The 23,648-nt window shown below is 56.6% G+C and carries 25 protein-coding genes; 9 read left to right on the plus strand and 16 right to left on the minus strand.

All coding sequences use genetic code 11. The annotated features are described in order from the left end of the window. Positions 1-85 precede the first annotated feature (85 nt). Positions 86-409 (plus strand): ArsR/SmtB family transcription factor, encoded by a 324-nt coding sequence (locus AC2FEB_RS07090; RefSeq protein ID WP_117869405.1) that lies wholly within the window; start codon positions 86-88, stop codon positions 407-409. Further along, positions 402-827, plus strand: coding sequence for an SRPBCC family protein (locus AC2FEB_RS07095; protein ID WP_496674977.1), 426 nt, complete (start codon positions 402-404; stop codon positions 825-827). The genes AC2FEB_RS07090 and AC2FEB_RS07095 overlap by 8 nt, the downstream gene beginning before the upstream one ends. A 214-nt stretch (positions 828-1,041) precedes the next feature. Here the strand turns inward: AC2FEB_RS07095 and AC2FEB_RS07100 are convergent, their stop codons facing one another. The 5 genes from AC2FEB_RS07100 to AC2FEB_RS07120 all read right to left on the minus strand — a co-directional run bounded on the left by AC2FEB_RS07100 (position 1,042) and on the right by AC2FEB_RS07120 (position 4,248). Further along, positions 1,042-1,347: a hypothetical protein gene (locus AC2FEB_RS07100; protein ID WP_496674975.1), complete on the minus strand. Its 306-nt coding sequence runs from the start codon at positions 1,345-1,347 to the stop codon at positions 1,042-1,044. Between the two features lie 59 nt (positions 1,348-1,406). After that, complete coding sequence (gene nusB / locus AC2FEB_RS07105) at positions 1,407-1,889, minus strand: transcription antitermination factor NusB (protein WP_117869408.1); 483 nt, start codon at positions 1,887-1,889, stop codon at positions 1,407-1,409. Continuing rightward, positions 1,886-2,437 (minus strand): 6,7-dimethyl-8-ribityllumazine synthase, encoded by a 552-nt coding sequence (locus AC2FEB_RS07110; RefSeq protein WP_299636648.1) that lies wholly within the window; start codon positions 2,435-2,437, stop codon positions 1,886-1,888. The genes nusB and AC2FEB_RS07110 overlap by 4 nt, the downstream gene beginning before the upstream one ends. A 2-nt stretch (positions 2,438-2,439) precedes the next feature. After that, positions 2,440-3,561 (minus strand): 3,4-dihydroxy-2-butanone-4-phosphate synthase, encoded by a 1,122-nt coding sequence (gene ribB, locus AC2FEB_RS07115; protein ID WP_117869410.1) that lies wholly within the window; start codon positions 3,559-3,561, stop codon positions 2,440-2,442. Between the two features lie 99 nt (positions 3,562-3,660). Then, a complete protein-coding gene (locus AC2FEB_RS07120) occupies positions 3,661-4,248 on the minus strand; it encodes a riboflavin synthase (RefSeq protein ID WP_496674972.1) in 588 nt (195 codons plus the stop codon). A 140-nt stretch (positions 4,249-4,388) separates the two neighbouring features. Here AC2FEB_RS07120 and AC2FEB_RS07125 point away from each other — a divergent pair, with 140 nt between their 5' ends. The 3 genes from AC2FEB_RS07125 (at position 4,389) to AC2FEB_RS07135 (ending at position 8,905) form a co-directional block, all read left to right on the plus strand. Beyond that, the gene (locus AC2FEB_RS07125; protein WP_496674970.1) at positions 4,389-5,687 is read left to right on the plus strand and encodes a capsule polysaccharide biogenesis protein; all 1,299 of its coding nucleotides are present in this window, start codon (positions 4,389-4,391) and stop codon (positions 5,685-5,687) included. Positions 5,688-5,767: 80 nt separating this feature from the next. Beyond that, positions 5,768-6,901 carry a polysaccharide biosynthesis/export family protein gene (locus tag AC2FEB_RS07130; RefSeq protein WP_117869413.1) on the plus strand — a complete coding sequence of 378 codons (1,134 nt, stop codon included), beginning with the start codon at positions 5,768-5,770 and terminating at the stop codon, positions 6,899-6,901. Between the two features lie 3 nt (positions 6,902-6,904). After that, positions 6,905-8,905 (plus strand): capsule polysaccharide biogenesis protein, encoded by a 2,001-nt coding sequence (locus AC2FEB_RS07135; RefSeq protein ID WP_496674968.1) that lies wholly within the window; start codon positions 6,905-6,907, stop codon positions 8,903-8,905. Positions 8,906-8,907: 2 nt separating this feature from the next. Here the strand turns inward: AC2FEB_RS07135 and ribD are convergent, their stop codons facing one another. The 6 genes from ribD to AC2FEB_RS07165 all read right to left on the minus strand — a co-directional run bounded on the left by ribD (position 8,908) and on the right by AC2FEB_RS07165 (position 12,505). Continuing rightward, the gene (gene ribD / locus AC2FEB_RS07140) at positions 8,908-10,008 is read right to left on the minus strand and encodes a bifunctional diaminohydroxyphosphoribosylaminopyrimidine deaminase/5-amino-6-(5-phosphoribosylamino)uracil reductase RibD (protein WP_496674966.1); all 1,101 of its coding nucleotides are present in this window, start codon (positions 10,006-10,008) and stop codon (positions 8,908-8,910) included. After that, a complete protein-coding gene (gene nrdR / locus AC2FEB_RS07145; RefSeq protein WP_117869416.1) occupies positions 10,005-10,475 on the minus strand; it encodes a transcriptional regulator NrdR in 471 nt (156 codons plus the stop codon). Before nrdR ends, ribD begins: the two co-directional genes overlap by 4 nt. A gap of 120 nt (positions 10,476-10,595) precedes the next feature. Then, positions 10,596-11,009 (minus strand): secondary thiamine-phosphate synthase enzyme YjbQ, encoded by a 414-nt coding sequence (locus tag AC2FEB_RS07150; RefSeq protein ID WP_117872795.1) that lies wholly within the window; start codon positions 11,007-11,009, stop codon positions 10,596-10,598. 21 nt (positions 11,010-11,030) lie between these two features. Further along, positions 11,031-11,435 carry a hypothetical protein gene (locus AC2FEB_RS07155; protein WP_117869417.1) on the minus strand — a complete coding sequence of 135 codons (405 nt, stop codon included), beginning with the start codon at positions 11,433-11,435 and terminating at the stop codon, positions 11,031-11,033. A 78-nt stretch (positions 11,436-11,513) separates the two neighbouring features. Then, positions 11,514-12,062, minus strand: a complete 549-nt coding sequence (locus AC2FEB_RS07160) for a DUF4166 domain-containing protein (protein WP_496674963.1) — start codon at positions 12,060-12,062, stop codon at positions 11,514-11,516. Beyond that, entirely contained in the window at positions 12,062-12,505 is a 444-nt protein-coding gene (locus AC2FEB_RS07165; RefSeq protein ID WP_496883927.1) for a thiol-disulfide oxidoreductase DCC family protein, read from the minus strand. Before AC2FEB_RS07165 ends, AC2FEB_RS07160 begins: the two co-directional genes overlap by 1 nt. Positions 12,506-12,843: 338 nt before the next feature. On the opposite strand from AC2FEB_RS07165, the gene AC2FEB_RS07170 reads away from it, so the two are divergent. Then, the gene (locus AC2FEB_RS07170) at positions 12,844-13,884 is read left to right on the plus strand and encodes a helix-turn-helix domain-containing protein (RefSeq protein ID WP_496883928.1); all 1,041 of its coding nucleotides are present in this window, start codon (positions 12,844-12,846) and stop codon (positions 13,882-13,884) included. A gap of 150 nt (positions 13,885-14,034) precedes the next feature. Here AC2FEB_RS07170 and rpoD read toward each other — a convergent pair whose 3' ends face one another. The 4 genes from rpoD to AC2FEB_RS07190 form a co-directional block, all read right to left on the minus strand. Next, positions 14,035-16,023, minus strand: coding sequence for an RNA polymerase sigma factor RpoD (rpoD, locus tag AC2FEB_RS07175; protein WP_117869421.1), 1,989 nt, complete (start codon positions 16,021-16,023; stop codon positions 14,035-14,037). A 113-nt stretch (positions 16,024-16,136) separates the two neighbouring features. Continuing rightward, positions 16,137-18,089 (minus strand): DNA primase, encoded by a 1,953-nt coding sequence (gene dnaG / locus AC2FEB_RS07180; RefSeq protein WP_299895910.1) that lies wholly within the window; start codon positions 18,087-18,089, stop codon positions 16,137-16,139. An 80-nt stretch (positions 18,090-18,169) separates the two neighbouring features. Further along, on the minus strand, positions 18,170-18,466 hold the full coding sequence (locus AC2FEB_RS07185) for a hypothetical protein (protein WP_117869423.1): 297 nt from the start codon (positions 18,464-18,466) through the stop codon (positions 18,170-18,172). Between the two features lie 119 nt (positions 18,467-18,585). Beyond that, positions 18,586-20,016, minus strand: a complete 1,431-nt coding sequence (locus AC2FEB_RS07190; protein WP_299895907.1) for a Glu/Leu/Phe/Val family dehydrogenase — start codon at positions 20,014-20,016, stop codon at positions 18,586-18,588. Positions 20,017-20,350: 334 nt separating this feature from the next. Here AC2FEB_RS07190 and AC2FEB_RS07195 point away from each other — a divergent pair, with 334 nt between their 5' ends. Genes AC2FEB_RS07195 through AC2FEB_RS07205 form a run of 3 tightly spaced genes read left to right on the plus strand, consistent with a single transcriptional unit; the run spans position 20,351 to position 23,179 of the window. Further along, complete coding sequence (locus AC2FEB_RS07195) at positions 20,351-22,048, plus strand: Tad domain-containing protein (protein WP_299895904.1); 1,698 nt, start codon at positions 20,351-20,353, stop codon at positions 22,046-22,048. Further along, entirely contained in the window at positions 22,045-22,575 is a 531-nt protein-coding gene (locus tag AC2FEB_RS07200; RefSeq protein WP_117869426.1) for a TadE/TadG family type IV pilus assembly protein, read from the plus strand. Before AC2FEB_RS07195 ends, AC2FEB_RS07200 begins: the two co-directional genes overlap by 4 nt. 4 nt (positions 22,576-22,579) lie before the next feature. Then, on the plus strand, positions 22,580-23,179 hold the full coding sequence (locus tag AC2FEB_RS07205; protein WP_117869427.1) for a TadE/TadG family type IV pilus assembly protein: 600 nt from the start codon (positions 22,580-22,582) through the stop codon (positions 23,177-23,179). Here AC2FEB_RS07205 and AC2FEB_RS07210 read toward each other — a convergent pair. Next, a complete protein-coding gene (locus tag AC2FEB_RS07210; protein WP_496883929.1) occupies positions 23,138-23,620 on the minus strand; it encodes a hypothetical protein in 483 nt (160 codons plus the stop codon). The genes AC2FEB_RS07205 and AC2FEB_RS07210 overlap by 42 nt on opposite strands. Positions 23,621-23,648 lie beyond the last annotated feature (28 nt).

The raw sequence follows: 23,648 nt of genomic DNA on the forward strand, positions 1-23,648 counted from the left end.
AAGTAAAGTGACATTGCTCCTTGACATGATACCTTTCGGTATCGCAATAATGTAATACCAAATGGTATCCCTTGCGAGGTTGCTAATGGAAAACCAAACTCAAAACGCGTTTCGTGCCCTGGCCGACCCCACCCGCCGGGACATCATACAACTGCTTTCGTCTCGGGACATGACGATCGGGCAGTTGACCGATCGGTTCGATATGACCCGGGCTGCAGTCAAAAAGCACCTCACCGTGTTGTCCGACGGCGGACTGATCACTGTCGAAGTGCGCGGGCGGGAACGCATCAATCGACTTGAACCACAGGGGATGGCCCCCGTGCTCGACTGGCTCAGATACTTCGACCGGTTCTGGGACGATCGCCTGAACTCACTAAAAGAAGCTATTGAAAGGAAACAAAATGACTGATGCCGTACTGAAGAAATCGATTTTCCTGAGGGCGGAACCGGAAACCGTTTGGGCTTATCTGACGGAACCTGACCACCTTGCAGAATGGTTCCACAAACCTGAAAAAACGCTGACGGAAAGTCAGAAGCTTGAGATGTTCGGCACAACAAGCGGCGACTTGTTGATCTGGGGAGAGGTCCGTGTCGCCAATCCTCCCAGGTATTTGGAATACACTTTCACAGTGAAACCCATGGGCGACGCCATAAGCACGGTGAAGTGGACTTTGGAACCTGTGGCAGGTGGAACACGCCTGGATCTGCTGCATGAAGGTCTGCCACAAGGTGCCGACGCATTTGGCCTGATCCTAGCCCTGGATAAAGGCTGGGATGAACATTTCGGCAAGATGCGTGTTGCATTGCACGAAACTGTTGATGCATGACCCCTTGTGTGAACCCGTCAGACGCCCTACTTAAGCGCTTGGCGGGTTCTGCCCTTCTTGTGACAGGTAGCATTCTGGTGGCCTTAAGCAATTCCGAGGGGGCTGGCTCTGTTCAGGTCCTGGCCTGATTACCTGGCGCCCACCTGTACATACAGGTCCTCGGGAATCAAACCGCACGGTTGATTGGTGGTCCCGCCGCACTTTACCCGATTTATCAGCGCCCTGCGCGAACTTCCTGCTTGACCGCTGCAGGTTCAAAGCTGTGCACGACCGGCGTTCCCCGACGTGGCCCCTGCGGCTTTTCGGCCATGCTCATGATCTTGTAAGCGAACTGAACACCCGCAAAAACGATACCGTTCATGAACCAGATCAGTACCAGCGCAATCAGGCCGATTTCCGAACCGGTGATCAGATGCCGAAGGTTCGCGACGTTCAGCGCCAATAGCGCCCCGACAAACACGGCAGAAATGACAAAACCCCAAGCGACTTGCGTGATATACAGGCGGATCAGTTTGGGCATGGCGAACCTCCTTGCGCTGTGACATTCATTTTAGCGCATGTCTGGTTCAGGTAAACGTGTCAGAACGCCTCGGGCTGAGCCTCGCGTGCCATGTGATCCAGCACGGCATTGACGAATTTAGGTTCTTTACCTTCAGGGAAAAAGGCACGCGCCACATCGACAAACTCGGTGATCACCACCTTGGGCGGTGTGTCGCTTTGGGTCAGTTCCGCACCCGCCGCGCGGAACAGCGCGCGCAGGGTCGGGTCGATGCGCGAAATCGGCCACTTGGCCACCAGCGCACGGTCGGTCATCTGGTCGATTGGGGCCTGATAGTTCACGGCGTCATCCACCAGCTTGCGGAACAGCGCGCTGTCGCCCTCAAGCATCTCGTCGCCCTCGTAGACCGCGCCAAACCGATGATCCAGAAACTCGTTTACGACGGCTTCAGTCGTCTGCCCGGACTGCTCCATCTGGAACAGCGCCTGCACGGCATAAAGCCGGGCGGCGGATTTCTTAAGGCGTTTCTGGTTGGCCGGTTTAGGCGCGTCTGTCTTGGTCATGCTGTCGTGGGTCCGTTGTTGTCGCCCGCCACTAGGATGGACTCGGACGGCGGCTTGAAGCCGACGCCCTTTTTGGAAGAGCCCCACTTACGGCTGAGCGCAATCAGATGCAAGGCCGCAGCGGCCGCGCCGCCCCCTTTATTCATCTTTTCGGGGTTGGCGCGCACTTCGGCCTGTTCGTCATTCTCGACAGTCAATATGCCATTGCCGATGCACAACCCCTGCAGGCCCATCAATTGAATGGCCCGGCTGGAATCGTTGCAGACGGTTTCGTAATGCGTGGTCTCACCGCGAATGACGCAGCCCAACGCGACATAGCCGTCAAAATTACACTGTCGGTCGGCCATGGCGATGGCTGTGGGAATTTCCAGCGCGCCGGGAACTTCGACCACTTCACAGGTCCCGCCAGCCGCTTCGATTTCAGCCGTGGCTCCCGCGATCAGGTTGTCGGCAATCGAGCGGTAGAACGGGGCCGCCACGATCAATAGTTTCACCGGTTTGTCGAAACTGGGTGTCGGCAGAATCCCGTGTTTGTCTTGTTCAGCCATGTTCAGTCTTCCTTCAGAATCGAGCGGGTGCCGACGATGGACAAGCCAAACGCGTCGAGCCCCAGATACACCGTTTCAGGAGAGTCGGTCAGAAGCACCAGTTCCTGAATACCCATCTTGGACAGGATCTGCGCCCCGAGACCGGTTTGCTTTATGGTGCGCGGGCCTTCATCCTCGACCGCATACAGTGAATTGCGCGGCTGGCGAAACAGGCAGACCACACCACGTCCCTCCTCGGCGATTTTTTCCATCGCGCGCGGCAACTCGCGGGAAGACTTCGGACCAAGACCCAGGATGTCAGGTGCTTCGTGCAGGGCGTGTGTACGCGTCAGAACTGGCTCTGGCGTGGTGATGTCACCCTTGATCATGACAACATGTTCAATGCCGTGGGTCTGATCGGTGAAAATCCGCATTTCCCACTCACCACCGTATTCCGAGGTGACTGTTTCACGCGAGGTCTCGACAACCAGATTGTCGTTGCGCGACCGGTAGCTGATCAGATCGCTGATCGTGCCGATTTTCATATTGTGCTCTTTGGCGATCTCGACCAGATCCGGCAGGCGCGCCATGGTTCCGTCTGCATTCATGATCTCGCAGATCACTCCTGACGGGTTAAGACCGGCAAGGCGCGAGATATCCACGGCTGCCTCAGTATGGCCAGCGCGCACCAGCACCCCGCCCCGCTTTGCCCGCAACGGGAAGACATGCCCCGGGGTGGCGATATGCGCCATCGTGTTCTGTTCGTTGATTGCGGTCGCCACGGTCAGCGCCCGGTCGGCGGCTGAAATCCCGGTGCTGACACCTTCGCGCGCCTCAATCGATACCGTAAAGGCGGTCTCGTGCCGGGACGAGTTGTTCACGGCCATCATCGGCAGTCCCAGCGCATCTATCCGTTCCGCCGTCATCGGCAAACAGATCAGACCGCGCCCGTGGGTAGCCATGAAGTTGATCGCCTCGGCATCTGCAAACTCGGCGGGGATCACCAGATCGCCCTCGTTCTCACGATCTTCATGATCGACCAGAATGTACATCCGGCCTGCACGCGCCTCTTCGATGATATCTTCGATCGGGCTGATCGCGTCGCGCAACTGGGCCTCGACCGGTCCGGGGGTTTCAAAGCTCATGGGGCAGCCTTTCACATGGCAGGTTTGCTCGGCGGAATAGACCACTGAGGGCGCGAAGACCAGTCCACAAACGGCGCAGGTGCTTTCCGACGCGACGTATCAGGACATCTCGGCCAGACGCGCGACGTACCGGGCCAGCGTATCGATCTCAAGATTGACGTGATCGCCCACGCCGACATCGCCCCAGGTTGTGACTTCTTTGGTGTGAGGGATGAAATTGATGCCAAACTCGCATTCACTCACGTCATTGACCGTCAGCGATGTCCCGTTCAGCGCAACCGACCCTTTGGGCGCTATGAACCGGGTCAGTTCCTTCGGTGCGCGCAAGGTGACACGTGTGCTGTCGCCTTCATCCTCGACCGCGACCACTTTGGCCACGCCATCCACATGGCCCGAAACAATGTGACCGCCCAGTTCATCACCCACTTTCAGCGCTCGCTCCAGATTGACACGCTTGCCGACGGCCCATGTATCAAGGTTGGTCTTCGAAACCGTCTCGGCGCTGATCTGAACATCATACCAATCGTCGCCCAGCGCGATCACTGTCAGGCACACGCCATCACTGGCGATCGAGGCACCGATATCGATACTGGCCGTGTCATAGGCTGTCCTGATCCGGGCGCGCAGATCTCCTTGCTGTTCCAGCTCGGTGACAGTTCCGATGTCGGTGACGATCCCTGTGAACATTCCGTTAACCCTCAGTTCCTACCCTGTGTCTGACTTTCACCGTCGAGGTAAGCCCAATGGGCGTCCCGGGCAAGCCCCACCTTGCCGTACAAGGCCCAAACAGGCATAGTTTCAGCAACAAAACCAAAAGAGCAGTCCAGATGCCGCAAACGCCTTCAGGCTCAGATGATCGGGTCTTCCTGTTCCTTCAGGGGCCTCATGGACCGTTTTTCTCGGCGCTCGGGCAGATGTTACGCGCCACGGGGGCGCAAGTCTGGCGGGTTGGGTTCAATGCGGGCGATCAGGCCTTCTGGTTTGACAAGGCATGTTTCATCGCATTTCAGAACCAGCCCGGCGATTGGCCCAAAACACTGAACAGATTGATTGCCGACAAGGCCGTCACGGATATCGTTCTTTATGGCGACACAAGACCTGTCCATGCCCGGGCGGTTGAGATCGCCAAGTCGCACGGGCTTACCATTCACGTTTTCGAAGAAGGTTATCTGCGGCCTTGGTGGGTCACGTACGAGCGGGATGGATCAAACGGGCACTCGCGTCTCATGTCATTGGATGTGGACCAGATGCGGCAGGCTCTGGCCCAGTCGGACAGCAAGGTACCTCCGCCTCCGTCACATTGGGGGGATATGCGGCAACATATTTTCTACGGCGCCCTCTATCATTGGTTCGTGATGTTTCTGAACAGGAGATACCGCAATTTCAGGCGCCATCGTGATCTGTCGGTTTCGCAGGAGTTCAGATTGTATTTCAAACGTCTGATGTTGATGCCTGTTCATCGCCTGCAACGCAGCGTTGCGACGGCGCGTGTCAGATGGGGGGGCTTCCCATATCACCTCGTGCTGCTGCAACTCGGGCATGACAGTTCGGTTCAGGCCCATTCCCGTTTCTCCTGTATGTCCGATTTTCTGGAGCTGGTCATTGCCGGATTCGCGCAAGGCGCACCGACGCACCACAGACTGATCGTGAAAGAGCACCCTCTGGAAAACCACCGTGAACCATTGCACCTGCGTGCCATGGAGATAGCCAGGAAACACGGAGTACATAACCGTGTTCACTATGTCCCCGGCGGCAAACTGGCAAGTTTGCTGGATGAGGCAAATTCGGCCGTCACCGTGAACTCCACTGCGGGGCAGCAGGTCTTGTGGCGGGGTATTCCGCTGCGGACTTTCGGGCGTTCGGTTTATGACAAGACCGACTTCGTATCGCAGCAGTCGATCGCCGCGTTTTTTGCTGACCCTGACGCGCCTGATGTCGAAGCATATCGCAGCTATCGGCAATTCCTGCTGGAAACCAGCCAGGTTCCGGGCGGCTTTTATTCCCGGCGCGGACGTCGGCAATTGTTGCGCCGCGCCGTGGACATGATGCTAAGCAGCAGCGACCCCTATCAGGCCATTCTGAACAAGAACGAGGCGCAGACGCCACAGTTGAAAATCGTCGAGTAGACCGGATGCTCTGTGACTGGAAGTTGAGCGATTTACCGGGTAATCTTCCGGCAACAACAAAAGACTGAGGATATCCGGCAGTGCAATTCTCTCCTAAGCGATGGATGCGGGGGGTTTCCCTTGTGGCCACAATCGGCTTGCTGGCGGCCTGCCAACTTCCGAAATCCGGGCCAAACAAGACCGAAATTCTGGCTGGCGCAGTTCAGAATGGCGGCAACGCGTTTGTCGTCGAAGTCGATGATCGCGTGACACGCCTCACATCCGCCGTGCCTCAGTTTGGCTTTTCTTCCTCGTTCAGCAGCGCCCAGGCCTTGACCGCCGACACTGTACGGCCCGGAGACGTGCTGGGCCTGACCATATGGGAAAACGTGGACGACGGTTTGCTGTCCGGCGAAACCGGTACGGCAACCGCCCTGGATGAAGTTCAGGTCGACAGCGACGGTTTTATTTTTGTCCCTTATGCAGGTCGGATTCGGGCCGCAGGGAACACGCCGGAACAGCTTCGCGTTTTGATCACGAACAAGCTGCGTGAACAGACACCCGACCCACAGATCGAAGTGCGGCGTGTTGCTGGTGACGGATCCACCGTCTCGCTGACGGGAACTGTCGCATCTCCCGGCATCTATCCGATCGAACGCCCAACCCGTTCGCTGCTTGGCATGCTGTCTCAGGCGGGCGGGGTTTCTGTAGCGTCAGATATCGCGCTGGTGACTCTGATCCGAGGGGGTCAAAAGGGCACCGTCTGGTACGAAGACCTGTTCCGCAATCCAAAACTGGACGTCGCATTGCGTGGCGGAGACCGCATTTTGGTGGAAGAAGATAGCAGATCATACATCGCTCTAGGTGCCACAGGTGGCCAATCGCGCGTCGCCTTTGAAAGCCAGGATCTTTCTGCGCTTGAAGCATTGGCCCAGGTCGGTGGTTTACTGACGCTGTCCTCTGATCCAACCGGTATTTTCATTCTGCGAAAAGAACGCCAGGACGTCGCACGCAGTATCACCGGACGCGCCGATTTTAAGGGCGACCAGCGTATGATCTACCTGCTGAACCTGACGGCCCCCAACGGCCTGTTCATTGCGCGGGATTTCGTGATCCGCGACGATGATACGATTTATGTGACCGAAGCACCCTATGCACAGTGGAGCAAATCCATCTCGCTTATCGCTGGTGGCCTGACCCCCATCGCAAACGTTGCCACGCTGACCGGCAACTGATGCATGGTACCCGATCCGGACAGCGCAGCCGGGGCCAAGCGCACCCAGCTGTTTGTCTATAACGGTGGCTTCCTGACGCAGAAACGTCTCAGGCGCATTCTGACGCTTTCGGGCTATGACATTCGCCTGGGTTTTCCCAAGGATGGCGGCTGCGTAGGACTCTGGGGTAACAGCCCTACTGCGTATCGGGGTCTACGGGTCGCCGAAAAATACAATGCCCCGGTTCTGCGCGTCGAAGACGCCTTGCTCAGATCCCTGCATCCGGGCCGTGCCGGTGAACCCCCGTTGGGCCTGTTGCTGGACCGTTCAGGCCCGCATTTTGATGCAGCCGAACCTTCGGACCTTGAGAAGTTGCTGAACGCTGATCCGCTGGACGACACCGCGCTGCTGAACCGCGCGCGTGCCGCGATCGAGCGGGTCAGGGAGCTGCACCTCAGCAAGTATTCAGCGTTTGACCCGGGTATTGTCGCACCCACCCCCGGATATGTACTGGTCATTGATCAGACGGTTGGCGATGCTGCTGTCACGGCAAGTGGTGCCGATCGTGCCCGTTTTCTTGAAATGCTGGTGGTCGCACAGGAGGAGAATCCCGGCGCGCGCATTTTGATCAAGACACATCCAGAAACGCTGGCGGGTCATCGTCAGGGGCACTTTACCGATCAGGACCTGACAGACCGGGTCACTCGGTTTGACAAGCCGATCAGCCCCTGGCCCCTGCTTGAGGGCGCAATCGCGGTCTATACCGTATCCTCGCAACTGGGCTTCGAAGCGATCCTGGCCGGTCACAAACCGCGCATTTTCGGCCAACCTTTCTACGCCAGTTGGGGCCTGACGCAGGATGAATTCCCAGTCCAACGCCGTCAGCGCAATCTGACCCGCGCGCAACTGTTCGCGGCCGCGATGCTGCTTTACCCGACTTGGTACGACCCTTACCGAGATCAGCTGTGCGAACTGGAAACGGTTCTGGACACGTTGGAGGCACAGACCCGCGCGTGGCGGCAGGACAGGCACGGTTGGACCGCCGCTGGCATGCGCTTGTGGAAACGAAGACACTTGCAGCAGATTTTCGGGCGACATGGCAAGTTGCGCTTTACGTCCACACAGCCTGTCGCCTCGGATCGCCCCCATATGGTCTGGGCCAGTCAGGCGCGCGAAAGCGAAGGGGCAGTTCGCGTGGAAGACGGATTCTTGCGTTCACGCGGATTGGGGGCCGCACTTGTTCCGCCTCTATCCTTGGTAACGGACAAAATCGGCATCTACTACGACCCCACAAAACCCAGCCAGTTGGAAAACCTGATCGGCGAGCGCGCAACATTGCGTCCGGATCAGGAATTACGCGCTGAAAGACTTGTTGAGAGATTGCTGGCCGATGGTTTGAGCAAGTACAACTCGGGCCAGCCAGCGCCTTCACTGCCCAACGGGCATCGTATTCTTGTGCCCGGACAAGTTGAAGATGATGCCTCGATCCTTTTGGGCACCAACACAGTGCGTAGCAATCTGGCACTGCTGCAAACCGCGCGCAAGGCCAACCCCAACGCGATCCTGATCTACAAACCGCACCCAGATGTCGAAGCCGGGTTACGGGATGGCCAGATAGACGCAGAGGCACTTGCAGACCTTGTTGTGACCCATATTGACCCCGCCTCTCTGCTGCCGCAGGTGCACGAGGTGTGGACGATGACATCGCAGTTGGGGTTCGAGGCATTGTTGCGCGGGGTGAAGGTCACGACTCTGGGGGCGCCCTTCTATGCGGGATGGGGCCTGACCACCGATCTCGATACCGTTCCCGTCAGGCGAGGCGCACGGCCATCGCTGATGGGCTTGGTGCACGCCACCTTGATTGACTATCCGCGCTATTTCGATCCGATCACCAGACAACCCTGCCCTGTCGAAGTGGCTGTTGAACGCTTGGCGCTGGGGTATTCGGCACCGTCTGGTCCGTTCAATCGTTTCCTGGCAAAGCTGCAGGGCGCGTTCGCGACGCACGCTCATCTTTGGCGTTGACGTTATTCCGACGCTCTGCGCCAACGGTGCAAAACATCCCCGCCGACCGCCTGCGTTTCGATCAAATCGAACCTCGGTGCGACCTCCAGCGTTTCCAGACCAAGTGTCCCGACCGCGGCCAGTCCTTCGGCTCCGATGGTCAAACCGGCAGTGAACCCGATCAGTTCGTCCACCAGATCCTCAGCCAGCAACGAGGCCGCAAGCGCAGCCCCACCTTCGCAGAACACGCTGGTCAGACCGGCCTGACCCAGTTGCTGAAGCAGATCCAACGCATCGATATGGTGGTCCTTCAACGCGCAGGAGATCAGCTTTGCCCCCAATCCCTCCCACGCCTGTGCACGTTCGGCATCCGGGTGATGCGCATGGCAGAGCCAGACAGGTATCTTTGAGGCCGTGCGCGCCAGCTGCCCCATCAGAGAAATATCCATATGGCGGGACACCACGACGCGGACGGGTTGATGCTCAACGCCAAGATCCCGAACGGTCAGCGAGGGGTCGTCGGCGCGCGCCGTCCCTGCCCCGACCATCACTGCATCGTGACGTGCACGCATGGCATGGACCAAACGACGTGCTTGCGGTCCGGTGATCCATTGGCTGTGCCCTGTCGAGGTCGCGATGCGCCCGTCAAAACTGCTGGCCATCTTCAGCGTCACAAAAGGCCGGCCTTGTTCAGTCTTGAGGAAGAAGCCTTCCAGATCCCGTTCTGCCTGTTCCGCAAGAACGCCATTTACAACGTCAATCCCCGCCTCGCGCAACATGGCAAAACCCTGCCCAGCCACGCGCGGATCGCTGTCTTCGACAGCGGCCACAACACGGGATACACCTGCCGCAATCAAGGCCTCGGCGCAGGGCGGCGTTTTGCCGTGATGGGCACAGGGCTCCAGCGTTACATAGGCGGTCGCACCACGCGCACCCTGCCCGGCCTGAGCCAATGCTTCGGTCTCGGCATGAGGGCGGCCACCCGGTTGTGTCCAGCCCCGCCCAATGATCCGGTCATCACGAACGATGACGCACCCTACGGCGGGGTTCGGCCAGCAGGTCCCCTGACCGCGCCGCCCCAAAGACAGGGCAAGCGCCATAAATCGCTTATCTGCTTCGTTCACTCGTCAGTCGAAGGCTGCGGCGGGCGCAGTTCGTGGACGAACTCCTCGAAATCATCGGCCGCCTGGAAATTCTTGTACACACTCGCAAAGCGAACATAGGCGACAGTGTCGATCCGCGCCAGAGCTTCCATAACGATTTCACCGATCTTGTTGGACGGGATATCCGTGTCGCCCATGCTTTCCAGACGGCGCACGATGCCCGAGATCATCTGATCGATCCGTTCGGGATCAACGGGCCGTTTCTGCATCGAGATGCGGATCGAACGCTCCAGCTTGTCGCGATCGAAATCCTCGCGTTTACCATTGGTTTTTATGACAACCAGATCACGCAGCTGCACACGTTCGTAGGTCGTGAACCGTCCGCCACAGGCCGGGCAGAACCGGCGTCGGCGGATAGCCACGTGGTCCTCTGCCGGGCGTGAATCTTTCACCTGAGTGTCGATATTTCCGCAAAACGGGCAGCGCATCCGCCGTCTCCTCGTACCATGTTCGGCCTCTTTTTGTAAGCGCTGCGGCTTACTTATCCACAACTATAGGGCAGCCGCTAGGGTTTGGGTAGTCGGAAATTCAAACCGCTAAATAAAGGGTCAGGCCAGATGCGCTGCAACCTTCCTTTGATGCGGCGCAGTACGGTGTTCAAACAGGTAAATCCCTTGCCATGTTCCAAGCACAGGCCGGCCCTGCGACACCGGGATCGTCAGCGAAACCGGCATGAGCGCCGCTTTGATATGCGCTGGCATATCATCCGGTCCTTCATACGTGTGCCTCAGGTAGGACATGGCGGGGTTGTCTGACCGAGGAACGAGCCGCTCAAAAAACGCCTGAAGATCAGTTTGAACCTCGGGGTCCGCGTTTTCCTGGATCAACAGCGAGCAAGAGGTGTGGCGAACGAACAGAGTCAAAACCCCATCCTTCGCTACCCGTTCAAGCCATTGCAGCACATCAGACGTAAATTCGTACAGCCCCGGCCCTTGAGTGTGCAAAACGAATTCAGTCTGCATCGTTACAATCCCGCGCGCCAATCAATCGTTGAAGAACGGCCGATAGTTACACCGTGCATTCGCACCTTGTATAGATTCACTGTTACCGGGCTGAAACCCGAACGAAACAAAGCTGCTTGGTTGCACATCAACCGACTGAGGCTGCTTAATCGAAAACTGAACTGCTGTTCTGCGCCCGGTGGTGACACTGGGCCCGTATCCTCGCAACACATAAATCCGGTCCATCCAGCCCAACCCCAAGGTCCGGCGCGCATAATCCGCGGCCGCGCACCAATAGCCTTCGACACGTTTGTCACCGCGCGGGATGACCTCAAAATCAGTGGCGTTGATGGGTTCTGTTCGAAATCCATTCGGCGCAGCATCTGCTGTCATGGGGATACTGAGGGTCAAGGCGGCCAGCGCGGCGAAGGTGCATAACTGTTTCATCGTTAATTCTTCCCTGATTGCTTGTTCCAAATAGGTTAGACGAACTTCATCGCGTGCACAGGACACCTCACGATCAATTCAACCCGCTTCGTGCATTGCGTGATCCGGCGTGAGCCAGCCCTGATAGCGGATCAGCAGGCCCAATCCCGGTGCCTCTGCTGACACGTTGAACCTGAACCCGCCCGTTGCATCCTGCCATTCCCGTGTGTTCGAACGTGGCACCGCAAATAAAGGTACCGGGATGCCCAAAACTGTCAGGCGGAGGATCCTGATATACAGCGCGCCGTTCTGCCAGCTGGGCTTCAGCCAGATTGAAATCGCTCCGAAATCCTCGCGGACACTTGCCCGCGTGCTGTCATAGGTCAGACAGGAGGTTGTGCGATGGCCGGCGAAGTCGCGTTCCCAAATTACGGCCTGACCTTCTGAGCGTACCTTCACTGATACTGCGACGTCCTTTCCGTCCTGCGGAAATCCGGCCATGCGCGTTGCAAAAGCAACCAAGGCACCTGCGCCAAGCTCGATATCGCATCGACCTGAGTAGGATGCCTCGGAGCTGTGCAGCCGAAGAACCGCATCTGGCACGTCGTCAACCGAACCCAGCGCCTGCAAAAACGGATCCCACGACATCAAAATCCATCGCTCGCAAAACGTGCCTTCACATCAGGTCCCGGCACCAAACATGTCTTGGTTTTTCCGAACAATGTATATCTGTTTCGCGCAATCAGGCGGTAAATCGGATCTTTGACTAAACCGGGCAGGAACCGGCACACCGAAAGCAGCGGCCACAAACCCGGCAATTGACGCATCGCGGCGGCAAACGCATCCAGATTTTGATAGACTGCGCCATTCACTATCACCAGATTTGTCTGAAAGTCGCATGTGGGCAGATCAAGGTCGCGATACAGTTTTTGTCCAAGGGGTGACTGCGCTGTCGCGAATTGGAAATTCCGTGACCGATCAAGTTCAAGCATGAATCGGAAAAAGCCCGAACATAGAACGCATTCACCATCAAATACGATCAGGTTTCCAATGCGGGTATCTGTGTTTCCGGCCTTGTCTCGCATTCGCATCGCACAAGTGTCATCATTCGAGTCAGGATGACAATTCCAGCGTCGCAGAACAATGCGACACTTGCGGAAGAAAAAGAGTGTGCCGGGGAGCCCTGAGCGGAGGCTGGTGATTTCTCCGAGGCTCTGACCTCATCCCCATAAAGGTCTCGACCCGGCAACGCTGCTGATTTGGGCAGCGAGGCGCCTCAGTTCATGTGCGTTCCGGTCAAAACCTTTCGAGAACTTGCCAACACATCGAACACCGTTGCACAATCCCTCTAGCCAATAGCCGAAGTCAAAAAACGGGATTTCTGTGATAGCCTGTTAGAGTATTTGAGAACGTAAGGTGTTGTTCCACGATGGATGTAGATATCGACCGACTACATTTTTTGACCCGGGCGCTTGATCGCCTCACCGGCAATAGCGAAGTATCTCAGCGGGTAATGATGCAGACCGGGCTTCGACAGCAAGACATCGCGCCCCCTGCCGCAGTCTACAGTGCGCATAAAGAGGCCCTGTTCATCCGACACGCCTGTGACGCCGTTGGTGACATCACATTTGCGGCACGCACAGGGCTCGAGGTCACGTCGGCTTCGACCGTTACAGGGTATATCAGCAAATACTCACGCGATTTGAAGCAGGTGATGGAAAACCTGTCACGCTTTCACGGAATCATCGACCCGGCCATCGGGCTCAGCTTCCGTGTTGCCGGCAACTTCGCGGCGCTTGAGGCCGATTGGAAAGATCCCAGCTTTGCCCGCTATCATCGGCGCACGGAATTCCTGTTGTTCGCTGCGTTGGCAAGAATGAGGAACCTGACGCAGGTGAACTTGTACCCGATTGAGATGCGCTTTCAGCACAAAGTTGGAAACCACGTCAAAACCTACGAAAAGCTGGTAGGTTGTCCCGTGGTTTTCGGAGCTGAAAAGATCGAGATCATTCTGCCGTTATCTGCGCTGGATTTGCAGGTGCCGACCTATGATCCCAAGCTGCGGGCGCATTTGCTCGAATACGGTGAAAGACTGCTGGCCGAGAAGCCATCCCCCAAGAATATGACCCGTGCCCGTGTCGAAGGGCTGATCACCCGATCCCTGCCCGGCGCAATCCTGCAAGCCGAAGATGCAGCCGCTGATCTGGGTATGAGCCTCAGAACCTTCAGCCGACGCCTTAAGGATGAAGGCACCAGCTATCGCGATATTGTTGACGATCTAAGGTGTGATCTGGCCCAGACTTTCATCACAAATGGCATGACTCTGTCTGAAATCTCATACGCGCTGGGGTATGCTGATCAGGCTGCTTTTTCGACCGCCTTCAAACGGTGGACAGGTCAGCCGCCCAGCGCCTTCAAGACCCGTGTGGAACATCCCATTCGGACAGCTGGCCAGGGGTCATCGGTGTGAAAAACCTCGCCCCGGCCTGTCCCATGAGTGGACTGGACCGATATAGAAAGGCACACCGCCCGGACCTTGTGCGTTCTCGCCAATGTGATGTGAGAACCAGCCAATGTGAACAAAATGAAAAAAGGCGCCTCGGTCGAGGCGCCTAAAAGTTTACTGATCCAGGAACGAACGGAGTTTCCGTGAACGGCTGGGGTGTTTCAGCTTCCGCAGCGCTTTCGCTTCGATCTGACGGATACGTTCGCGGGTAACACTGAACTGTTGGCCGACCTCTTCCAGAGTGTGGTCGGTGTTCATGCCGATGCCGAAACGCATCCGCAGAACCCGTTCCTCGCGCGGGGTGAGCGAGGCAAGAACCCGGGTCGTGGTCTCCTTGAGGTTTTCCTGAATGGCACTGTCCAGCGGCAGCACGGCATTCTTGTCCTCAATGAAATCGCCAAGCTGGCTGTCTTCCTCGTCGCCGATGGGCGTTTCCAGCGAAATCGGCTCTTTGGCGATTTTCATCACCTTGCGAACCTTTTCCAGCGGCATTTGCAGCTTTTCCGCCAGTTCTTCCGGCGTCGGTTCACGACCGATCTCGTGCAGCATCTGACGACCGGTCCGGACCAGCTTGTTGATCGTTTCGATCATATGAACCGGAATACGGATCGTGCGGGCCTGATCCGCGATCGAGCGGGTAATCGCCTGCCGGATCCACCAGGTCGCATAGGTCGAAAACTTGTAGCCACGGCGGTATTCGAACTTATCCACGGCCTTCATCAGGCCAATGTTGCCTTCCTGAATAAGATCAAGGAATTGCAGGCCGCGATTCGTGTATTTTTTGGCAATTGAAATCACCAGACGCAGGTTCGCTTCGACCATTTCTTTCTTGGCCTGCCGCGCTTCTTTCTCGCCCTTCTGAACTTGCTGCACGATGCGGCGGAATTCAGAGATATCCAGACCGACATACTGACCGACCTGGGCCATGTCGTTGCGCAGTTCTTCAACCTTGGCGGTTGAGCGTTCGATGAACATCTGCCAACCCCGGCCCGGTTTTTCAGCCATCTCGGCCAGCCAGTTCGGATCAAGTTCCCGCCCGCGATAAGCGTCGATGAACTCACGGCGGTTAATGCGCGCCTGATCCGCCAGTTTCACCATCGAGCTGTCCAGCGACATGACGCGACGGTTGATCCCATAAAGCTGGTCAATCAATGCGTCGATACGGTTGTTGTGCAGGTGAAGACCATTCACCAGCTCGACTATCTCGGCCCGCAGCTTCTGATACGTCGCCTCGTCTTTTTCGCTGAAAGTGCCGTCTTCGTTCAGCGTGGCCGAAATCCGGCTGTCCTGCATTTCAGACAGCATCGAAAAGTCGGTCGAGATGCGCTCCAAGGTTGTCAGAACCTGATCCTTCAGCGCCGCTTCCATCGCGGCCAGCGACATGTTGGCCTGATCGTCGTCATCGTCATCGTCGTCGTTGTTCAGCGGGTTGCCATCGGCATCCAGCTCAGGGCCGCTATCCTTGGCCGGCTTGTTCGCCTGCACCGCCGACGTATCAACGACCGGCTCATCAACGTCACCGTCTTCGTCCAACTGGTTGCCGAACGTGGTTTCCAAATCAATCACATCCCGCAGAAGAATGTCTTCGGACAGCAATTCGTCGTGCCAGATTGTGATCGCCTGGAAGGTCAGCGGGCTTTCACACAGGCCGGCAATCATCGTGTTGCGACCGGCTTCGATCCGCTTGGCGATTGCGATCTCGCCCTCGCGGCTCAGCAATTCAACCGAACCCATCTCACGCAGATACATGCGGACGGGGTCGTCCGTGCGGTCCAGCTTTTCTGCGCCTGCACCAGCCAGTGCAACCTCGCGGTTGCTTTCCGCGGCAACCAGTTCGGTCGAGCCTTTGTTCTCTTCTTCTTCGGCCTCTTCATCTTCGATGATGTTGATGCCCATCTCGGACAGCATCGACATAACGTCTTCGATCTGTTCCGAGCTGACCTGATCAGGCGGCAGGACCTGATTGAGCTGGTCGTAGGTGATATAACCTTTCTCGCGAGCCTCGGCGATCATCTTCTTGACGTTGGCCTGGCTCATGTCCAGCGAGATTTCCTGTTCCTGCTCGTCGGATTTGCGGTCTTCGTTCGTATCCTTGGCGGCCATTCAATGCTCCTGCAGGGATGGGTGATTCGTCTCAGCCGAATCATTAGCGCGTATAAGTGATTCGGCCACCCGTTTACCCGTTTTTCTTTTCCAGTGCCTTACGAAAACACCACTTATCGGCGTTTCCGCTCGAATTTGATACCTGACATGATCGCCGCAAACGCGTCTTTCTCGTCACGATTGATTCGCGCGCCGTTGTCGGCGACATCGAATACGGCCCGGTCTTCGTTCTGGCTGCGGCTTGTTCGGTTACGCTCTTCGGCGGCTTGCGCCAGCCGATATGTCAGCGCCTCATCAGCCAGATCAGACAGTTCTTCTGCAGCTTCGGCAATCTCGGCATCCAACCCCCGGAGCGCTTTGATTTTCGCGAGTTCCTCGGCCAGTGTCATTTCGGCCTTTTCAACGTCGCCTGGTTTGGACACACTAGGGATGACTGCGACATGGCGAAGGGCCAGCAGTTTTTCAAGGGGTTCAGGTCCTAAGGCTGCAACAATGTGGTCTTTGATATTGTCCGGGTCGTCGATTGCGTGTCTGAGCAAAACATCCCGCATCGCATTCAGTTCGGGATCTAGACACGACATTTCATCAATCTGATGTTCGAACTGTACAACCAAGGTGGGCGTCAATATTGCGATTGCTAGAATTGCACTTTCCCGCCAACGAATATCCGCGCTGTTCTTCTGACTGACCAAGAAGGAAGTACGTGTGCCTTGTGTAGGCCCAGCGGACTTACGGTCGCGCTCTCTGTTAGACTTCCAGTTTCGCGCAGGGATTTGTTTCTGAGAGCGGTAGAAATGAAAAAGTAGATCCCGGATTTCTTGTCGGTAGTGATTTCGTATCGACTTATCCCGGATTAACTTGATTTTTTCCCAAAGCGCTTTGTCCAACGCGGATCTGCGCTCGGGGCTGTCAAAAACCTTACCTTCGGTCTCGCGCTGCCACAGCAGCTTGACCATCGGAATGGCACCATCCAGCACAGCCTTTACGGCCCCTGCCCCTTCGGCGCGCAAAAGATCGTCCGGGTCCTTACCTTCAGGCATCAAAGCAAAACGCAGGGATTTTCCGGCCTCCAGCAGAGGCAGCGCCAGATCAACCGCCCGCATGGCCGCTCGCAGACCTGCTGCATCCCCGTCCAGCGCTATGATCGGCTCATCTGCGATCCGCCAGAGCAGTTGCAACTGGTGTTCTGTAATGGCCGTTCCTAACGGTGCAACCGACGCACCAAAGCCCGCCTCGGCCAGCGCGATCACGTCCATATACCCTTCGGCCACGATCAACGGCTGCCCTTTGCCCGCCGCCTGCCGCGCTGGACCTTGATTGTAAAGGCTGCGCCCCTTGTCGAACAACTCGGTCTCGGGTGAGTTCAGGTATTTCGCATTGTCATTCGGGTCCATCGCGCGGCCACCGAATGCAATGCAGCGCCCACGCGGATCACGGATCGGGTACATGATCCGATTGCGGAAGGTGTCGTAGGGTTTTTTGCCCTTGTTTGAAGGCTTGGCCAGCCCGGCGCCAAGGATCAACTCCTCTTCGATGCTCTTGCCGCGCAGGTGATCCCAAAGCGCCTGCCAACCGTCCGGCGCAAACCCGATCTCCCACCGATCCAGCGCCCTTTGATCCAGACCCCGGCGCGACAGGTAATCCCGTGCCTCTGCCCCCGCCGCTGTTTTGAGCTGCAAGCGGAAGAACTGCACGGCCTGCTCCATCACATCGGCAAGCTGACTGCGGCGGTCCTGCTTTTCCTGCGCCTTGGGATCACGCGCAGGCATCGGCATCCCGGCCTCGCGGGCCAATATTTCAACGGCTTCGATGAACGAGACATTCTCAGTCTCTTTCACGAAGCTGATCGCGTCGCCCTTGGCGTGACAGCCGAAGCAGTAATAAAACCCCTTTTGGTCGTCGACATGGAATGAGGCTGTCTTTTCGTGATGAAACGGGCAAGGCGCCCACATGTCACCCTTGCCTTGATTGGATTTGCGCTGATCCCACATCACCTTGCGCCCGACGACCTGAGACAGGCTCAGGCGGGTGCGTAGTTCATCCAGAAATCCGGGGGGCAGTGACATGGGTCAAACCTGACAGAAACGGGAACGCGCGCCAAGGGTATGACGCGCGTTTGTCCACAGGGAAATGATGGTGCTGTGGATTATTGCTGCAAACACAGCTCAAGCCACGCGGCACCCAGATCCTTTTTGCGCACGTCGCGCATCTTTTGTTCGTAGACCCACGGTGTGATCAGCGGGATCGCGGCGTTATAGTTCTCAGGCCATGATGGGCCACTATCTGCAACGGCTTGTGCTACATCACGTTCTTTCACGCGATCCAGCCGGGCCTTTTGTATCGCGGCTACGACATCAGCCTGATACTTGCAGCTTTCTTCCTTTGTTTCCTGTGCGGCCAAAGGGGTGGCCAGCAGAGCCGCGACAATGGCTATACGCAACATGGGGGTCTCCGGGATTCGTTTCTCTGAGTGTCTACTATCCGTCAAACTAACGGGCCACCATCGACATTCAAGCCGCAGAACGTTCAGGCGGGGCGAAATGATCATCCCGCCTGTTTGATTCAGAGCCCCTTGGCGCGATAGCTTTTGGCCACGCGGTCGATCGCGACGATATAGGCCGCAGTACGCAGGTCTTCGACATCGTCACGGCTGTGCCACACCTCACGCATCGACTGGTAGGCAATACGCATGGTGTCATCGAGGCCTGAGCGCACCAGTTCAAGCTCATCAGCACCCTTGAGGTACTTGGCCTTGAAGTCTGGCGACATCGACCACGCATCACCCAGATAACGGTCCAGCCGCTCCAGCTCGCTGACAATCAGTTCATGCCGCGCCTCTTCCTGGCGACGCTGCATCCGACCGAAACGAATGTGGCTAAGGTTCTTGACCCATTCGAAATAAGATACCGTCACACCGCCCGCGTTGGCATACATATCCGGGATGATGATGGTGCCTTTCTTGCGAAGAACCTCATCCGCGCCAGCAGTGACCGGGCCATTCGCGGCCTCTATGATCAAAGGCGCTTTGATCCGATCAGCGTTGGACAGGTTGATGACAGCTTCTAGGGCTGCCGGGATCAGGATATCGCACTCAGCCTCCAGAACGCTTGCACCTTCTGCTGAATGTGTCGCGTCCGGGTAATCCTTGACCCCACCATGCTTGACGATCCACTGCCGAACGGCTTCGACATCGATACCGTCCGGGTTGTATAACGCCCCGTCCCACTCGATGATACCGACAACGCGCGAGCCGTCTTCCTCGCTCAGGAACTTTGCCGCGTGGTAGCCCACGTTGCCGAGCCCCTGCACCACGACGCGCTTTCCATCCAGCTTTCCCGACAGGCCAGCCTTCTGGACGTCTTCAGGGTGACGGAAAAACTCGCGCAGAGCATATTGTATGCCACGACCGGTCGCCTCGACCCGCCCCGCGATGCCACCTGCGTTCAATGGCTTACCGGTCACACAGGCACGCGCATTGATATCGGTGGTGTTCATCCGCGCGTATTGGTCGGCCATCCAGGCCATTTCGCGTTCGCCCGTGCCCATGTCGGGCGCCGGAACGTTTTGCGACGGGTTGATCAGATCGCGCTTGGCAAGCTCATAGGCAAAGCGTCGCGTGATCTGTTCCAGCTCGTGCTCTTCGTATTTCCGCGGATCGATGCAAAGCCCACCTTTCGAACCGCCGAACGGTGTTTCGACAAGAGCACATTTGTAGGTCATCAGCGCAGCCAGAGCTTCGACCTCATCCTGGTTCACCGCGGTAGCGTAGCGAATGCCGCCTTTGACCGGCTCCATATGTTCGGAATGGACAGACCTGTACCCGGTGAAGGTGTGGATCTCGCCGCGCAGGCGCACACCAAACCGAACAGTGTAGGTCGCGTTACAAACCCGGATTTTCTGCTCCAGCCCCGGCGGCAGTTCCATCAGGGCTGCCGCCCTGTTGAACATCAGGTCAACACTTTCGCGAAAGCTTGGTTCTTGGATGCCGGTCATAAAATCCTCCGTACCGCTGGATGACGAAACGTCATGACGTTTTGTCGCACCACTCAACGCTGGCTGCAATCAAACAATGCACTTTTTTTCATCACCTTCTTAATAGCAACTTAAGCACCTGATAGTGAGTCGCCCAATCCGGTCAATCGCTTAACGGATTGTCTTCATTTCATCGACAGACCGGGGGGAATCGCGAAAATTATACCCCTTGAGTGCGCAAAAAGGCCGAAACCAAGCCTTTTTCGCCCAATTCACGCCACGTTTGAAAACTAAATTTAACCCAAATTTCCTTTCTTTGACGCACGACTTCCATGTGCGAGGCGGAGTCATAAATATGATAATTTTCTCGCTTCAGAACGACGGCTCGAAGCCGAAGCGCAAGATTTCCTGGTTGCGGCGGTTTGCCAAAAAAGAAGACGGCACATTTACAATCTTCACCCTGCTCATTTTAATCCTGATGCTGGCCATCACCGGTATGGCGATGGATCTGATGACGTATGAACGTGACCGCGCCAGCCTGCAATCCACGCTGGACCGCGCGGTTCTTGCTGCCGCTGACCTTGACCAGAAGCTGCCGCCCAAGGATGTCGTCGACGCCTATATGGAAAAGGCCGGGTTGGGCCATCTTGAGAAAACTGTGACAGTCACCGAAGGGTTTGGGTCAAGAAAAGTTGCCGCGACCGCCAATGCTGTTGTTCCGACGCGTTTCATGAGGTTTGGAAAAGTTACCGAACTGAACATGAAAGCTGCAAGCACAGCAATAGAGTCCATCGGTTCTGTCGAAATCTCGCTGGTTCTGGACATGTCGGGGTCCATGACAAGGTCTTCCGCCACCGCCGGAAAATCGAAGATCGAAGTGTTGAGGAGCGCGGCGAAAGGTTTTGTCACCAAAATGCTTGAGGAATCGGGCGAAACGAAGATTTCGATGTCGATTGTTCCCTATGCTACCCAAGTCAATGGCGGGCAGGACATCCTGGGTAAATTCACTAACGTGACCTCAGAGCACAACTATTCCCATTGCGTGAACTTTACTTCGGGGCAATTCGGGTCTGTAACCCTTGATCCCACTACCTTTTATCAGCGCACCGGACATTTCGATCCATGGCGTTACACGCGAGCAACTGTAAACGGTCGGACGACCGATGGCGAACCTCCTGCCTACCTTGTTTGCCCCGTTCGCGCTGGCAGTGAGATTACAGCCGTCACAGACAACGTCCAATATCTGCACAATCGCATCGATGCCCTGACCGCAAGCGGCAACACATCCATTGATGTGGGCATGAAATGGGGCGTCGGCATGCTGGATCCGTCATTCAAGCCCGTGGTCAGCGCCTTGGCCACCGAAAACAAGGTGCCTACCAAATTTGCCAATCGCCCGGAATCTTATGACTCGGACGTGCTTAAAGTCGTGATCGTAATGACTGACGGGCAAAACACCACGCAGTATATGTTGGACCCGTCGGTTCGCAGTGGGCAGACTGACGTCTGGTTCAATCCAGAATTTGAACGCGCGGACGGCAGTAAAGGTGAGTACAGTATTCGCTACTACCACGACCCGCAGGGGAACAATCCGGACCGGTGGGTTTGGATGCAGCACACCGAAGAAAACGGCAACTACGTGACCGCAGAACATCCTTTCGGCAATCCACCGAACGAAAATCCAACAAATGAAGAAGTTGGAACTGCCACACGTCTTTCGTATCCAGAACTGTTCAATCGGGCTTCGCTGTGGTGGAATGCCAAGAACAACTTCTATTGGCAAAACAACCACGAGAATACCTGGTACTACAACCTAAGGAAGTCAGTGGGATCGTCCACAAAGAACGCGCGCACGGCCAGTATCTGTGGCGCCGCCAAGGACAAGGGCGTCATCATCTACGGCATCGCTTTCGAAGCCCCGACCAGCGGCTTGAACACCATCAAGTCCTGCGCAAGCTCGGACAGCCATGTACACAACGTAAAAGGATTGGATCTAGACGAAGCGTTTACTGCGATTGCTTCTTCCATCCGCAAACTGAGGTTGACCCAATGATCCGCAAATCGCTGTCAATTCTCCGTGCATTCAAGCGATCTGAGACCGGAAACGCGACGATCGAGTTTGTCATGATCATTCCGTTTTTCCTGGCATTTCTTGGTATTGGTGGGGAGATGTCAATCATCACCACCAAGCACGCCGCGCTGGAACGTGGTGTTGATCTGGTCGTGCGGGACATTCGTCTGGGCACAGGCACCAACTGGAGCCATGATGTTATCAAGGACCGGATATGCGACGTTTCCGGCATCAAAGATTGTAAAACCAACCTGCGGCTGCAAATGCTTCGTCAGAATGCATTCAATGGCATCGTTCTTTCGGATGAAATCCCCTGCACCGACAGTTCGGAAGACCCCAAGCCAGTGCTGGATTTCAAAAGCGGGGCATCCAATGAGCTGATGATTTTGCGCGCCTGCCTGCGTATCGATCCTGTTCTGGAAAGCTCGATCATCGCAAACACAGTGGTCGACGAAAGCGGCCACTATGCTGTGACCGCAACGACCGCATTCGTGCAGGAGCCACGGTAAAGCTATGTCTGTATTCAGAAACGTGAAAAACCGCATCAAGGCCTTCAAGCAGGACGAAAGTGGCATTCTGACCGTCGAGGCCATCATGATCTTCCCACTGTTGCTGTGGACGATTACGTTTACATTCACCGCCTTTGAGGGATTTCGCCAAAGCGCGTCAAATCTGAAGGCAGCCTATACGGTCAGCGACCTGATCTCACGTGAATCGGCCGCTGTGACGGATGTCTATATCGACTCGCTTCACGAACTTATGGGCGAAATGATCAACAACCGGTCTGAAGTCCGCATTCGCGTCTCGCTGGTCCGTTTTGACGAAAGCGACAACCGCCATTATGTAGAGTGGTCAACCGTTCGAGGCTATGACACAGAATGGAACGACAACAACATCCAGGAAATCGAAACCCGCCTTCCGCCAATGCCGGATCAGGACACGGTCATTCTGGTGGAAACGTCCAACGAGTATATTCCTCAGTTCAAACCTGGTTGGGATCTGGCGACCGGTATCACCTTTGAAAACTTCATCTTCACCCGCCCCCGCTTTTCCACCAAGGTCGCCTGCAACCTAGTGCGGCCTCCGGTCGTCTGCGTGGACAATAGCGCTTAAGATCTCTGACATGAACTTGGCCTCGGCGGCAGACGTCATGCCGCCTACGCCGACACGGTGACCAATCCGCCACCACAATCCGGGGGCCCATTGTTTTGTTGCTTTGTGCTTTGTACGAACCAGAAAGCCGTTTGACGGTTTGAATGCGAACGCACCGCGATCCACCGATTCAATATCGTCCACTTTTGCGATCACCTGGCCTGACCCTGTACGCAAATCCGACTGCGTCAGTTCAATATGGTCCTGGGTCGCCTGCCAAACGCGGTAGGCCAGCCAAAGCGACGCGCCACCAACGGCAAACAGAAACACTTGCCACTCCGGTTCTGGCGGCGATGCCAAAGCAACGTATGTAACCAGCGCCCCAACCGTCGACAGCATCCCTACTCCGACCCACCGTCTGGGGGATGATGCCTGAATCGTTGCCAGCACTTCGTCCTGCATGGATGTCTCCTGTTCGTTCAACTTCGGC

The sequence above is a fragment of the Ruegeria sp. YTSC106 genome (assembly GCF_059609765.1).